Origin of the sequence: Paenibacillus sp. FSL M7-0896 (assembly GCF_037975415.1) — a bacterium.
In the GTDB taxonomy this organism is placed as follows: Bacteria; Bacillota; Bacilli; order Paenibacillales; family Paenibacillaceae; genus Paenibacillus_AQ; species Paenibacillus_AQ silagei.
Genome location: NZ_CP150250.1, coordinates 3,350,736 through 3,365,476, shown reverse-complemented (window position 1 = coordinate 3,365,476; position 14,741 = coordinate 3,350,736). Strand labels below are relative to the sequence as shown.

Genomic DNA, 14,741 nt, shown 5'->3' with positions numbered 1-14,741 from the left:
TAAATTGTTATTGAATCGCCTGCTGTGCCAGATCCTCAGCCATTTGCTTATTCCACTCCACGACGGCTTCGGACCGCTTGTGATCCACAAGAGCTCTGAACTTCTGCTGTGCCAGATCCTGTGCAATCTTATCCTTTACCTGATCGAACGGCAGAACTTCAAGGTCAGCTTCGGACAGGCAGTACAGGAGGTGGACAGCCCTGTTCTCTACAATCAAGCTACTCATCTGTCCCTGTGCAAGCTGCTCCGCAGCAAGTAACACCATTGGATTCTCCAGCGCTGCTGTCCGCCGTGAGGTGCTGGTAACGGTTAGCTCGCGGGCATAGACCCCAAGCTTGTCCGCCTGTTCACGGAGAGTTGTTCCGGTAAGTTCGGTTCCGTTCGATTCTGTTCCGGCCAGTACTGTTGCCTGGAGGTCTTTCATTCTGTCCATGGCCCCGCTCTGATCTTTGTATTCGGATTCCGGTCCGTAGGGCAGCGTAACCCATTCCAGACGGATAGTTCCCTGCCTGGAATATTTCGCAGCCAGATTGGCTTCATATTCCAGTCTCTCCTGTTCAGCAGTGATGACGATAGAGCCATTACGGCGCATCGCATCAATCGTTGCATCCTCAAGATTGCTCATGTAATAGCTGTAGTAAGCCTGTCCATCCAGATGCTTAGGACCATACACCACCTCCTTGTTCACTTCCGCCTGACTCCGCCGTATATTCTCGCGCTCCATTCCAATCAGGAATGCCTCAAAGCTGATGTCTGATATCACTCCAGCTTCCTCTGCAAGCTGCAGCTCTGCTTGCTTGGTCAATAGCTGAGTCTGTGCGTCCCTGATCCATCGTTGCAGCGGAATCTCGCCGGAATAATCGGTAAACCAGAAGTCCTCCGAATAACCGGCATTATAAGTCTTCATGAAATAATCGGCAGTAAGCGCCCGGTTCAGCTGAAGATGCCAGTTGAACTCAGCGGCAGTGGCCTCACGGCCATTGACGATCAGAAGCGGAGCTGCTTCATCGGGCGTTGCCGTGCTCATTGCTCCAATCATTATCAGGCTTCCGGCGATTAATGCAGCCAGAACAGTGGCGAGCACTTTCCTTTTGGAATGAAACCTTTGAGCCATGGGTTGATCTCTCCTCCCCGCTTTTCTGTTAAGCGCTTTCAACACCTTCGATATTAGACATATTGCTCGTGAAAAGACAGGAGTGAAACCTGCGAAATGGTTTGCCATTTCACGATTTGACAGCAGTGTCTGGTTCTTCCTTCCTTAGCTGGAAGCGTCTATAAGGTAGAACAAAGGCAGCCTGGAATATCCGGACTGCCTTGACTGGTTCTTATAGTGGGGCAGGCCCCGGAACCATATTGAAGCTTAAGACTCCGCCTTTCATGATCTCGTCATGCGGCAAGGAGTGATGCTCCCATGGCTTACCGTTCCAGTGAACCGATGCACTATATACATTGGCGGGACTATTATTCTCCGCTTCAATGACCCATTGCCGCCCATTCTCAAGCTGGATGGTAACCTTGTCAAACAGGGGGCTGCCGAGTACGTACTCAGGAATGCCGGGACTTAGCGGATACAGGCCGAGGGCACTCCAAATATACCAGGCCCCCATGCTGCCGTTATCCTCATCGCCGGGCAACCCGTCCATCCTGCTGCTGAACTGTCCGGCCATCGTTTTGCGGACCCAGTACTGTGTTGTGGGCAACGCCCCGAGTCTGGAGAATAGATAAGGGATGTGGAAGCTGGGCTGATTGCTGATGGCAAATTGCCCGAGTCCGGCCGAAGCCATCTCCGACATTTCATGAATTTCCTGTCCATAGGAGCCTACTTTGAATACCGGTTCTTCAGCCATTAGCTGGTCCAGCTTGCGGATGAATGCCTGCTCTCCCCCCATCAGTCCGGCCAGCCCCGGGAAGTCATGGGGGACCGCCCAGCTCCCCTGCCAGGCACCGCCCTCACAGAAGGGATCGCCCCATTGCAGAGGATCAAAAGCCTCTTGCCAGGTGCCGTCCTCATTACGGCCTCTCATGAATCCGACTTCCGGATCAAATAACCGCTTGTAATTCTGCGCACGGCTCATGAAGCGCTCATAGTCATCCATCTTGCCAAGTGTTCTGGCAATCTGGGCAATACAGAAATCCCCGTACACATAATCCAGTGTATTGCTTACACTTTCATGGAACCGGTCATGCGGCAGATAGCCATACTCTAAATATAATTCAAGTCCGCGTCTGCCCAGTCTCTCATCCGCAGCTGGATGGTCTGCGTGCTTCAGCAGGCCCTCATATAGCAGCTCCGCATTGAAGCCTCCGATTCCCTTGACGATGGCATCCGCAGCTGCCGCATCAATCAGTGTCCCGGGCATCGCACTGCGTTCACCCGGAGACAGCCACTTCGGCAGCCAGCCGTTCTCTTCATAAGCCAGCGTCCACGCCTGCATAATCTCGCCCAGTAGAGTTGGGAACAGAACGCTGTACAGCGGGAGGCTCGTACGGTATACATCCCACAGACCGATATCTGAATACATTGGACCTTGGCAAATGCTGCCGTTAAATGGGCTGTAATGGATCTGTTCGCTCTGCTCGTTATATTCATGCCATGTTCTGGGGAACAGGCAGACCCTGTACATGCAGCTGTAAAAGGTGCGGAGATTCTCTTCATCTGCGCTTTCTGCCGTAATCCGGCTGAGCCGCTCTTCCCAGCTTGCCTCTGCTGTGCTTAAGATCTCCCCGAAGCTGCATTCACCAATCTCCCGTTCCAGATTCAGCAGAGCCTGCTCCCCGCTGATGAAGGAGGTACCGCACTTGACCCCTGCAACGCCGGATTCGGGCAGGGCTAATCCTGCATAGGCACCCAGCCGTTCTCCCGTTCCTTCATATGTCCCTAACGGCTGATAATCTCCATTGAAGATGCCCGACTCCTCCATGATCAGGTCTGTATCGAACTGGAAGACGAAATACATGGCGAAGTTATCGGGTACCCCGGCGGTATGGCCTCTGGTATAGCCGGTAATTCTGCGCATCTCCGGCTGGAAGACAAAACGTGACTCCCCCTTCAGGGGCGCTATAATCAGCCTGTTCTGGTGCGGCTCATCATAAGTTATTCTCAGCGCTGCACAGCGTTCGGTGGGCGTCAGCTCCAGCCGGGTCCGGTAACGCTGCAAGTGTACACTGAAATAGTGGGGGGAGACCTGCATCTCCCCCGGTTTGAAGGAGGAGGAGCGTGCGCCAGGGCTGAGCAGCAGCGGCCCGCTCTGCGGCAACAGCGTCAGATGTCCATAGTCCCCGATCCAGGGACTGGGCTGATGGGTCAGGCGGATGCCCTCCAGGTGGCGGTGACGGGGATGGAAGAACCAGGTGCCGCCCGCTTCATGGGTTTGCGGGCACCAAGCTGCCATACCGAACGGCATTGCTGTAAGCGGCAGTGTGTTTCCGTTGGAAAACCGGAAATCCGATTCTGTTCCCTGCATGGGATTCACATAATCTAATAACTTCATACCAATACCCTCCTTAAGCCGGATCGCACCGGCCGGCTCTATAATATCTAGCAGTACCTCTGCCGCTCTAAGTTAAGCGGAATACCTGAATATCCCCGGCTTGCATCTGTACAGTCAGGCGGGTTGTTGCAGACTCCTTCCTGTCCGTCGGCCAAATTTCCGCGTGGCCGCCGGTGAACCAGGGTTCGGCTGAGGTATACACAGCACGCAGCTTAATTTCAGTCGTGGTCTCTTCTTGCCCTTCATTGTGCACATATAGAAATGCGCCCCGGTCCGTTCCTTCGCCCCATTCGGATAGATCCGCACGGACTTTACCGCTTGCCTGCACATAAGTCTCCAGCTTCAGCTCCTGCTGCAGCAGATCCCGTACCAGCTGAAGCGTACCGGGATGCTCATCCTTCCAATAGGCAGCCGCAAGCAAGGTGCCTAACCATACAGCGCGTCCGGTGCCGTAATCGGCGCAGGTTAAGGCAGGCATGAGGTCTTCGGTAAATTGGGCCAGCACCTTCACATGTTCTTCCAGCCCGATATCCGATTTGTAATAGGAACCATGAGCCAGATCGCTTGAGGGTAGCTCTCCTTCCCCGATATGCCCCATCACATTCCGCAGCGGGATCGCCGTCCGGGATTCGAAGGCAACCTGATGATAGCTGTGATCCAGATTCTCGGCAGAGTGAATCCAGGTCTCGCGGACGCCGAACACTTGATCGAATCCGTATCCCGGAACGTTATAGCTATGACAGCCATTCTCTGCCTGAAGAGCACCGAAGGAGCATTCCGAGATCAGAATTCCGCCGTTCTCCACCCACACACGCAGGATGGCGCACAATTTGCGGCTCAGGTAGAGCGGATAAGGCATCCACAGGCAGCGGTATGGCTTCAGTGACTCCTCTGTAACATCAGACTCATGCAGGAACTCAACTTTATAATTAAGCTCATGCAGCAGCTTATGGGCGCCTTGTATGGAGTCGTTGTAGGTATCCAGATGATCATGCGCAGCGAAGTTGGCAATCTGATTCTCCGGGCTGAACAGAATGGCAATCCCGTCCCCGCGGCGTTTGGCCAGCATCAGCTCCCGCTTGTTGCTCTGTACCAGCTTGTTAAGCTGTGCCATGTCCTTGTACCAGGGCGTAGCGCTGCCGTCCAGATAGACACTGCCCCAGGCCGGAGCTTCCTGACCCAATATCTCTGGCCTGTATTGCCAGAACAGATATCCGGTGATGCCGCGGGCAAGCGGGGTCAGAATATGCCGTTTCATCTCCAGAAGATCCGGCTGGCGCGGCTTCATCGCTGTATTGCCCGGCAGCGCGTGAATTTCCGAGTTAATAATCGGTTTGCCCTTGGCAGCCGAGATCAGCAGATCAGCCGACCATGCCGAAGACCCCAGGCTGTTGCCTGTCAGATCACAGGGCTCTGCCAGCTTGAAGTCATCCGAACCGGCCGTAATCATATTGAAGATTGGCGCCGGTACCGTATGAGCCATAACCGGATGCTGCACATCCAGCGACTTCACCACTTGTACCCGCCTCCGCAGCTCCTCCGTCAGCGTGTCCGACATGAACAGCCGCCAATCTATCAGATCGTTGAAGACGCCTTGGCCCCGCGGTGCCTCCACTTCCTCCCAGTCCCCGTAAGTCCGCTGCCACGATTCGTTGAGCGCTTCCAGAGAACCATATTTATGGATCAGCCAGTCGTGAAATGCCGGAATTGAATGCTTGCAATAACAGACCTGGTTGTCAAAAGACAGCTCACGCTTAATCCCCGTAGTCAGCTCCGGCTCATTCCACAAATCCCATACCCAGAGCGCCGGATGATCTTTGAAGGCCTTGACGGTCTCCTCCAGAAAGCGTGCCTTCTCCGCAGCGGCTGGCGCATGATGATAGCAAGGTCCTGGCGCTCCGCCAATCTGGCGGCAGTTAATCGCTCTTGGCTCCAGAATGGAACCGTCAGCTGTGACCATTTTGGAATCCGGATATTTTCTGTAGAACCAGGCCGGAGCCACATCGAAAATCACATTCAAAATGACCTTCAATCCATTCCGGTGAGCTATATCCATCAACTCCTGAATATCATCGAACACGAATGTCCCTTCCCTGGAGACGCTGGACCGCCACTGCACCCAATACTTCACACAATTGAACCCCTGCCCGGCTATATTGCCGAGGTCTTGTTCCCATTGGTCCTTGAAGGGGGTTGGGGAACGGTAATATTGAAACCCGAATGGAACAAATGGATCTTGCATGACGTAACTCCTCCTGAAGCGTTCAATTTCGATAGTCTTTCATCTATAAAAGCGCTTACTGCTTATTCACGCTTAAAGTCTATCACAGTGTATTTTACGAAAGTTAGGATGGAATCCTGTGAAACGGTTTGCGATCCTGACCACCTGATTATTTACGGCTACTCTTAAAGACAATTCATGTTTATACTGACTGTAAGACACAGTAAACTACTACGGGGTGAAAGCTAATGTTGAAAGCGCTTGTAGTCGATGACGAATACCTGGTACGTATGGGCATCACACAAACTATAGATTGGGCAGAATACGGCGTTGAGATCATTGGAGAAGCCAGCAATGGCGAAGAAGGCCTGGAGCTCGCCCTCCAGCACCGCCCGGATGTGATTATTACGGATATCCGCATGCCGTTCATGAATGGTCTGGAGCTTATAGAGCAAATCCGCGAACAGGACATGCTGGTGGGCATTGTCGTCCTTAGCGGCTATGATGAATTTCAATATGCGCAGGCCGCTCTGCGTTATGGCGCTTCCACCTATTTACTGAAGCCCATAAATATAGAAGAACTCGCAGATACGGTACGCTGTGTCGGCACAGAAATTCTGGAGAAGAAGCTGCATTCCAAGCGGTACTCCCAGCTGAACGGGGAAATCGCTTCGATCTCCAAGCAATTCTGGCAGGATCTGCTGCACGGCCAATTGCAGGATGAGGCATTTGTAGCCGGTAAGCTGAAGCTGTTGAACCTTGAGCTCGCACCTGGAGAGGCTGTCATGCCTCTATCTCTCGCCTTCCCTCCCGATAATGGCATGGAGCGGACGGCCGAGGCAACGGGAGCACTGGAGGATGCCGCAGCGGACTTCGTGGAAGCGCATTCTTTGGAGCACCTCTGCCTCTTCCGGGACAGCCATCTGGAGTGGGTTATGGTACTCAGAACCAGAGATATCAACACTGCCGGTGATGCTGCCCGCAGCTTGGGCAAACAGCTGTCCGAATGGAGCCAGCAGCACTTCGGGCAGCCGCTCAGTATAGGTATTGGCAAGCCTGAAAATGATTGGCACAGAATCGCAGACTCGTACCGGCAGGCTGTACTTGCCGCACAGCGGGCCTTAACTGGTGTTGAACGCGTGCTGTATGCCGAGGAAGAGGCCGGAATGCGCTGCCGGCGTGAAATCAGGGAAGCGCTCGCTTTTATCCGGGAGCATTATGCCGGGAATATTACCGTTGAGCGGGTCGCTTCGGCGGTATTCGTGAGCCCGACCCATCTGATGCATCTGTTCCGCAAGGATCTGAATAAGACCTTCTACGAGTGTCTGACGGAATACCGCATCGAGGAAGCCAAGCGTATGCTGCGTAATCCGATGTACCGGGTCTATGAGGTGGGCAATCAGGTCGGCTTTACCGATTCCAAGTATTTCAGCCAGATCTTCAAAAAAATGACCGGTATCCCGCCAAGTGAATATGCGAAAACCTATGGTTAAGCCGAATTTGGAGAAATGGATGAATTCCCGGCTGCGGCGGTTCAAGATCAAGGGCCGGATTGTGATTGTTCTGTTAGCGGGCTTGTCTCTGCATCTGGTGCTGATGCTGGTTATTTTCAATTTCTACTCCTATACCTATCTGCAAAAAGACTTGTACCGCCATGTCGTTCAGACGCAGCGCCAGATTGGACTGAGCGTGGAGCTGATGGCCGATGACATCCAGATGCTGTTCCTGCGGTTTCTGGTGAACAGTGATATCTATCAGATCATCAATAATGACCACCTCCCGGCGGCAGACAAGGAATTGCGGATTGGAACCATTATTGACGATATGCTGGCCGATAATGACCTGGCAGGCAATGTTATCATCCATACCAATGACAATGTGCTCTATTCTTACCAGACCAAGCAGCAGATGCTGGAGGTACCCGAGGCCCTGTTCATCAAGCGTATTCAGGAGAGCAGTATGCCTGTGGTCGGTGAGATCAAACGCGATGGCGAAGGCAATGCCTACATTCCCTTCGGACAGCAGTTCCGCAACTTCAATACGGGGCAGAATATCGGTGTCGTGATTATTTATGTCAGAGAGTCGGCCTTGGCGGCGCTGTATTCCTCCAGCTTCACAGGCATCGGCTACTCCTTCCTGACGTCCGGCAACCGGATTGTTTCCCATCCGGACAAACGGCTGCTGGGCAATTATCTGGAGGAGAGCGCCCCGATTCGTCCGGGTAAGGAAGAAGGCTACCGCACCTGGTCGGAGAATGGCAACACTTATATCATTGCGACCTATCCGCTGAATCCCCGGCTGGCGAGCCTTGGGGTCAGCTGGGAATTCACCAGCGTGATCTCCAGCCACAAGCTGTTTGCGGGAATCGTCAAGGGCAACCGGAATGCGCTCCTGTTCGCCAGCATAACCTTCATTGTGCTGCTCCTGCTGTCCTTCTATCTGGCAGCGCAGATTACCCGCCCGCTGCTGAATTTGAAGAAGAAGCTGGGGCTCTTTGGCAAAAAAGATCTGGCTGCTGTCTATGACCCGCGGGGACAAGTCGATGAGATTAGCCAACTGGAGAACAGCTATTACCAAATGGTGGAGCGGATCAGCCAATTGATGCTGGAGAAGGATGAGGAGAAGGAGAAGCAGCGCAAGGCCGAACTAACTGCGCTTCAATCGCAGATTAATCCTCATTTTCTATATAACACCTTGGATGCGATTGCCTGGATTGCCCGGCTGAAGAAGCAGCCGGACATTGAACGGCTGATTTCCTCCCTGGCTACCTTTTTTCGGATCAGCCTGCATAAAGGGGACAAGTTCGTCACGGTCGAAGAGGAAATCCGTCTGGTGCAGAGCTTCGTGACGGTCGAACAAATGCGGTTCCCGGATAAGTTCGGAGTTGAATATCAGATGGATGAATCTCTGCAAGGCGTCCGCATATTGAAGCTGATTCTCCAGCCTATTGCCGAGAATGCGATCAAACATGGCATCAGCGAGAAGCGCGGCGCAGGCCGGATCTGGATTAAGGGCGAGCTCCTGGGGGAAGAGATCCGGTTCACGGTGACCGATGACGGCGTCGGATTCGCAAATGGGGCCACACTCAGCCAGGCCAAAGAGGATGTGCTGTTTCAGAGCGGATACGGTCTGCGTAATGTGGACGAACGGATTAAGCTGGAATATGGTCCCCAATACGGACTCAGCATCTCCAGCACTCCCGGGCAAGGCACCACCGTGACCATCCGCTTGAAGAAGGAGTTGTCTAAATGATATAAGGGCAGTGCGGCAATTTCCTGGCATTACCATACCTTGACGGGAAATTTGATTTTATTGTTTCGAGTTTTGCCCTGCATCATCTGACGAGTGACCAAATGCTGCTCGCTATTCAGGAGGATTATATTCTATTCCCCAAGCTCATTGATTTATTAGAGGATAGCGGCTGCATCACGAAACACCTTAAAGTGAATCAATTGTTGCATGTTGTTTTAGCAGTACCTATTCGGTAAGGGGAAAACCTTGCCCCAGCGTTAAGGTTCACCACGATAGCTGAAGGGGCGAGTTTTAAGAGCCATCCCGCAAAGGATGGCTCTTTTTTAAAGGATATTTTCCAACTATCTTTGTAGATCGTCATGATTCTCAAAATTTAAATGCCTCTGGTTTTAGGTGAATATAGCTTCTTGAAACTTAATTTCTAGCTCTGCTAAATGACTTAAAGCTTCACCTATCATAAGCCAATCACTGTTTACCGCCAGCGAGTGGCACCTGCCATACACTTCTGACTGCAACAGCTTAATTTCGGCTAAACCACCATTCTCACCTCGGAAGAATTCGCTAAAGTTCAATGCACGTCTTGCCCCTACCTGAAACGCAAAATGTGTCAAATGACCCACCAAACTAGGGTTAATATCGCCACCCAGAATATATCTCTTTAACTCTGCTATGGCATCACTTCCTATTAACCAGTTACGTTCCGAGTATTGTCCTTCTATATCGTTATAAACTTGTCTGAAATACCGGATAGCCTCAACGCATATTTCCTGATGACTCGGGTGCTTAACTCGTTTGGGGGCACACCAGTAATGATAGGTCATATCATGTGGATACAATCGGTATTGAAGATGACTTGTTTTACTTGCTTTTATCAAGTCTTCCATTGGAAGCATTGCATAAGGATATCCTGCAGGGTCATGGAGTCTAACCACTCCATTCTCTATCCCAAAAGCCAGCACATAATGATCGCAGCCATGTAGATAACTATGATTAGGCATATATCTTAAATAACCCATATCCAACGGTCCTAGCAATACTGGATGTTGTTTGATTGCAGTTGTAAGTATTCCTTCAATATTTGAACTATCTATGCTTGAATGTTCGGTAATGGTGAATCCCAGTATATCCAGTGCCTTGCTTACTCCGATATGTGGAACTCCGTTCGAAAAGAATACCATGTTGTCCTCTTTGAACCAGAGCGCTCCAAGTCCAACGCCAGACAAGACTTCAATAGATTCCGCGGGTATTCTTTCCCCGACAGTGTCAAGAAGCATGGAAGTGGAATTGGAATAACAATACGCACCATTTCCTATATAGGTAAACATGAATTTATCCTCCTTCCTCAATTGGCAGACAATAATTACATTTCATTTACCGCGTGAAAACATGGAGGAAGATGAAAAAACGCAATAAGCTTATTCATCCTAGTCCAACCAATCCATCGTATTCCCTCCCTTCAAGGTTATTTTATCGGAAATAAAAAATGAATACCTTGCAATTTCTGCACGAAAAAGTCAGCAAAAAACTCGCCCCTACTTGCGATACGGTTCGCCGTACTGCATGTGCTTGGATCGATGCTGGATTTCTTTTGTGTCGCCTACTCCTTCATCGTTGAATTGATCTTCAGGTACAGCTGGTTCAACGGATTCACAATACTGCTGCTCAGCATAGAGATCAGCAGCCAGAACAATATGAATACTGCGATGTTCAATGCCAGCATTATATATTTGAACGCCTGGAGCTCTGCCTTCATGCCGTCCGCAGAGATATAGGTGACAATCTGATCAGCCGAATCGGGCAGCGGGTAGAGCAGAATTAGGCCACCGGCTGTTTCGCGCACCATGAAGTCCGTTTCGTTCAGGCTGCTCTTTCCCGGTGTGGCCAGCGCTGCTCCGATTTCCTGAAGGCGCACCGGAGGCATGTCCGCTGCCATCAGCAGCTTCCCGTCTTCCTTCAGCAGGTAGACCTCATTCTCCCCGTAGATCGAATTCTTGTCTGACAGGTAGAAGCTGTACAGCTTGCCAATCTCCACTTCAAGGGAGAGCAGACCGAGGACCCGTCCTCCCGCTTCCTGAATTTTCACTTCAAGCAGCAGACGGTCACGCAGATCTGTAGGCGCATTCATCAGTTGTTCGCGGTTCAGGACTGTCCAGCGTAAGGTCTGCTCACGATCTCCCAGGAATTGCTGCATTCCCGGGTCCTTCTTAATCTCGTTGAACGGGAGCAGCCCCGACACATTGCTGGAAGAATAAGCCACGCCTGCTTCACCCCAAATGTAAATGCCGAGTATATCACTGCTGGAAGAACGTATACCTTCCAGTATCGGGGAAATTGCCCCGTCATACGCTGGTTTCTTCAGCGCTTGCTGCACCACCTGATTATTGGAAATCAGCTTGGAGGTCTCTTCCAGCCAGTTCATGAACAGCAGTGTATTCTTATGCTGCTGGCCGGTGTACTGGACAGACAGCTGCCTGAGCATATCCATGCTCCTGTGCTCCATATTGCGGTACAGAATGAAGCTTGAAGCAGAGATATAGACCGTAATGAACAACACCAGGACCAGGCGGATGTTGCGGCCGAACGATCTGAACATAGGGCTTCCCATCCCCTTCCGGTGTTAGAGTAAATCAAGCTGAAATAAGACCCAATTCAACGATAGCTGTAGAATGTACAATTAAAACCAGCCAAAAGGCATAAGAGCAGCGTATACCTGTAGTCTGTGCAACTAAATCAGCCCGAAGGTGTGAGAATCAAGGTACAGTGATAATTTAAATGTACGAAATACATCTAAACGAATAATTGGTTTGAAATCAGGCGTTCTAGTTGTACGAAGTACAATTAAGCCTGCCACTAGTTTAAATCTGACCATATACTAATGCAGAGTCAGATTTAAAAAGGTGGAGTGGGCGCGATGAGGCCTGAAGGACTATAAGAGTGAAGTCATTGAGCCAGATGTATGCGAAAAATCGTGCTCATTATGCTGGAGCGAAGAAAAACCGATCACAATTGGACTGGGTGCACCGCGTAAGCCGAATGTAATCGAAAAACCGATCACAATTGGACTGGGAGCGCTGCGTAGGCCAAATGTAATCGAAAAACCGATCACAATTGGACTGGGAGCGCTGCGTAGGCCAAATGTAATCGGAAAACCGAACACAATTGGACTGGGAGCGCCGCGTAAGCCGAATGTAATCGGAAAACGGAACACAATAGTAGCTGGTTCGAGCTTACTGATTCAATTTACCGTATAAAGTCTGATGCTATACTAGCAGTTAAAGCCCCTAATGTCGATCTCTATCCGGCCTGTGTCACTCTTCTGAACCTCTCCATTCGGCAGAATAACAGTAATGGCTGAGCCGGGTGTCCAGACGGCTTCCAAGCGGAACACTTCGACGCCTTCCTCTGTAGTTATCTCCCAGCTCACGGTGATAAGGCCCTGTTCTGTGCTTACGGCTCCGCTGGCGTATTGTAGCTCTCCGCAATGAGGCTGCAAAATAATGCTATCTATGTCCTGCCGGACCCCCAATATCCCTCTGGTGAATTCAGTAATCGGCAGTGCGCTCCAGGCATGGCAGTCGCTTCTGGTATCCGCAGAGTCGATCTCGGGAAGTGTGGTCAGCCCCAGCTCCAGCTGCTTCATCCAGCGTGTCCATAGCCCGTAAGACCGGTCATACATTCCGCTAAGCTCCAGCGCGCGGAACAGATAATAACTCATCGGCAGCGAGAGCTTAGCCATTGACGTATCGGTCAATACCGTTTGCAGCAGAGCCTCTCCCTCCGCAGCAGACACAGTACCGGCAAGCACTGCCCAGACCTGCGTGTGCTGGCTGAGCTGTACCTCTGGTCCTGCCTCCGGGCTGTCGCGGAAGAGCGGACCGTCCGCTTGTCGGCAGTTATCCAATACCGCAGCGTTGACTGCGGCCTTGCGCTGGCGCAGTTCTGCGGCAAGCTGTGTCCAGCAGCTCACTTCCAGCAGCTCGGCCGCTTGTCCCAGTGCAAAAGCATACATTAGACTCATCAGAGTGGCAGGTGCCTCATTCGTGCAATCCGGAGCGCCAAGCGGCCATTCTTCTACCCAGTCGTAATAATTCCAGTACTGGCGCGGAGTCCGGTCAACCAGTCCTTCCGGCGTCAAGCGCTGATCGAACCAGTCCAGCACGGACAGCATGGCCGTCCGGTAATGCTTCACCAGCGTCAGATCCCTGAAGACCCTGTAGTGGTCATGAATCATTCCGATCCAGTATAGGGAGAAGGAAGGAATGACCTGCGGCAGCACTGAGGGATAGCGGCTTTGCAGCATCCCGCTTGGCAGCTGCGAAGCTCTGTAGTCCTCCATGGCCCTGCGGGCCAGCCTGTCGTCTCCTGACAGCAGGTACGTAAATTCCATCATCAGCCTGGTATCCATTGTGTATTGCAGCTGTTCATAATAGGGAGTGTCCTCATAGGTCTCGTGCATACAGCGCCTGAGCGTCCGCACACTCAGCTCCCAGAGACGGTTATAACGTTCATCCGAGCAGTGAAAGCTTCCTTGCAGCTGGAGCGGATATCCGGTCTCCCTGTAGCTGATTCCGGTTATCCTCAGCGGTTCGGTTCCGGCATGAACCTCCAGCCGCATATAACGGAAGGTACGGAACCAGAACGGCTCATAAACTTCGGGCTGGTCTTCTGTGCCGTAACCGGCTGGCCGGTAGCTGTCGTAACCGCCCCGTAATACCTGCTCCCTCATCTCATCGCGGACGGCTTTGCGGCGGACTTCATCATCCCCTGTCTCTTCTTCATAGCATTCTGCGTATTGGAGTGTAATGAGACTGCCTCCTCCGCCCTGGAGCTTAAGCTGCAGATAACCTGTGGTCAGCTCGCCTGCATCCAGCTCCAGCCAGAGCTGCTGTCCCGCCTGGACAAGTACACCTTCAGCAGCAGGCCCTGCAATAGAAGGGACAGTGCTGCTGGCTCCATCGCGCAGCTCCAGACGATGCCCGGCCGTGAAAAGGGCCTCTCCCTCCCCGCAGCTGCTGCGCATCAGCTTCCAGAAGCATTGTTCCTGCTCATACAGCAGCGGAACCGGACGCCGTTCCAGCTGCCAGGGGGTCAGTTGACCATAGTCATCCCTTACCGGCTGTACTATCCGGGCAGCACTCCAGGCACTGTCATCATATTCCGGCAGCGTCCAGTCCCGGAGTGCTGCGTCCCCGGCGGACTCTTCCAATCCGCCCATCCAGCGCATCATCGGAAACGGGCGGAGCCGGTAGCTGAGATCCCGGATAGCTTTCCAGGAAGTATCCGTAGGCAGTTCCTGCACAAGCTGCCCGTCCGCTGTAATCTCCGCTTCTACTAGCAAACCGCCTTGCTCCGAACGCCATACGGATAAAGGACCGTCTTCCCCCATTTCAAAGGGAGCGGTCCCGGCATAATGAACCACTGTAACAGCAATTACATTGATCCCCGGCTGCAGGATGCCCTCCAGGCTGAATTCCTCATAATATTGTACATGTTCATGCCCCTTGCAAGGCCCCGCCCATTGGCGCTGGCCATTGACGAACAGCCTGTAGCGGCTGTCTCCGGTAATCGCCATATTCAAACTGTACGCCTTGCCTGTACCGGCTGGCAGCTCAAACACTCTGCGGAAATATACCCGCTCATGCCGCGCATCCTTGTCCATAGCTCCTTGCTCTTCCTGCAGCCAGATCCAGCGGGCGCTCCAGTCTCCCCATTCTTTTGCCGCCATGTTATCCGCATCTCCTTTCACCTTCATATAAACGGCATCGCCGCCCTTCAGA

8 protein-coding genes and 1 pseudogene are annotated in these 14,741 nt (G+C 52.2%); 3 read left to right on the top strand and 6 right to left on the bottom strand.

Annotated elements, in window-relative coordinates:
- Positions 1-7: 7 nt before the first annotated feature.
- The 3 genes from MKY12_RS14275 to MKY12_RS14265 all read right to left on the bottom strand — a co-directional run bounded on the left by MKY12_RS14275 (position 8) and on the right by MKY12_RS14265 (position 5,733).
- Complete coding sequence (locus MKY12_RS14275) at positions 8-1,114, bottom strand: hypothetical protein (RefSeq protein WP_339314185.1); 1,107 nt, start codon at positions 1,112-1,114, stop codon at positions 8-10.
- A 211-nt stretch (positions 1,115-1,325) separates the two neighbouring features.
- Entirely contained in the window at positions 1,326-3,491 is a 2,166-nt protein-coding gene (locus MKY12_RS14270; RefSeq protein WP_339314184.1) for a GH92 family glycosyl hydrolase, read from the bottom strand.
- Positions 3,492-3,558: 67 nt separating this feature from the next.
- Complete coding sequence (locus MKY12_RS14265; RefSeq protein WP_339314183.1) at positions 3,559-5,733, bottom strand: alpha-amylase family protein; 2,175 nt, start codon at positions 5,731-5,733, stop codon at positions 3,559-3,561.
- Positions 5,734-5,960: 227 nt separating this feature from the next.
- On the opposite strand from MKY12_RS14265, the gene MKY12_RS14260 reads away from it, so the two are divergent.
- The 3 genes and pseudogenes from MKY12_RS14260 to MKY12_RS14250 form a co-directional block, all read left to right on the top strand.
- Positions 5,961-7,205, top strand: a complete 1,245-nt coding sequence (locus tag MKY12_RS14260) for a response regulator (RefSeq protein ID WP_339314182.1) — start codon at positions 5,961-5,963, stop codon at positions 7,203-7,205.
- On the top strand, positions 7,198-8,964 hold the full coding sequence (locus tag MKY12_RS14255) for a histidine kinase (RefSeq protein ID WP_339314181.1): 1,767 nt from the start codon (positions 7,198-7,200) through the stop codon (positions 8,962-8,964). The genes MKY12_RS14260 and MKY12_RS14255 overlap by 8 nt, the downstream gene beginning before the upstream one ends.
- A gap of 20 nt (positions 8,965-8,984) precedes the next feature.
- A pseudogene (locus tag MKY12_RS14250) lies at positions 8,985-9,200 on the top strand (class I SAM-dependent methyltransferase); the annotation flags it as partial.
- A 153-nt stretch (positions 9,201-9,353) separates the two neighbouring features.
- On the opposite strand, the gene MKY12_RS14245 reads toward MKY12_RS14250, so the two are convergent.
- The 3 genes from MKY12_RS14245 to MKY12_RS14235 form a co-directional block, all read right to left on the bottom strand.
- Positions 9,354-10,289: a hypothetical protein gene (locus MKY12_RS14245; RefSeq protein ID WP_339256712.1), complete on the bottom strand. Its 936-nt coding sequence runs from the start codon at positions 10,287-10,289 to the stop codon at positions 9,354-9,356.
- Between the two features lie 272 nt (positions 10,290-10,561).
- Positions 10,562-11,557, bottom strand: a complete 996-nt coding sequence (locus MKY12_RS14240; protein ID WP_339314180.1) for a hypothetical protein — start codon at positions 11,555-11,557, stop codon at positions 10,562-10,564.
- A gap of 672 nt (positions 11,558-12,229) precedes the next feature.
- Positions 12,230-14,689, bottom strand: coding sequence for an alpha-L-rhamnosidase N-terminal domain-containing protein (locus MKY12_RS14235; RefSeq protein ID WP_339314179.1), 2,460 nt, complete (start codon positions 14,687-14,689; stop codon positions 12,230-12,232).
- Positions 14,690-14,741: the final 52 nt, after the last annotated feature.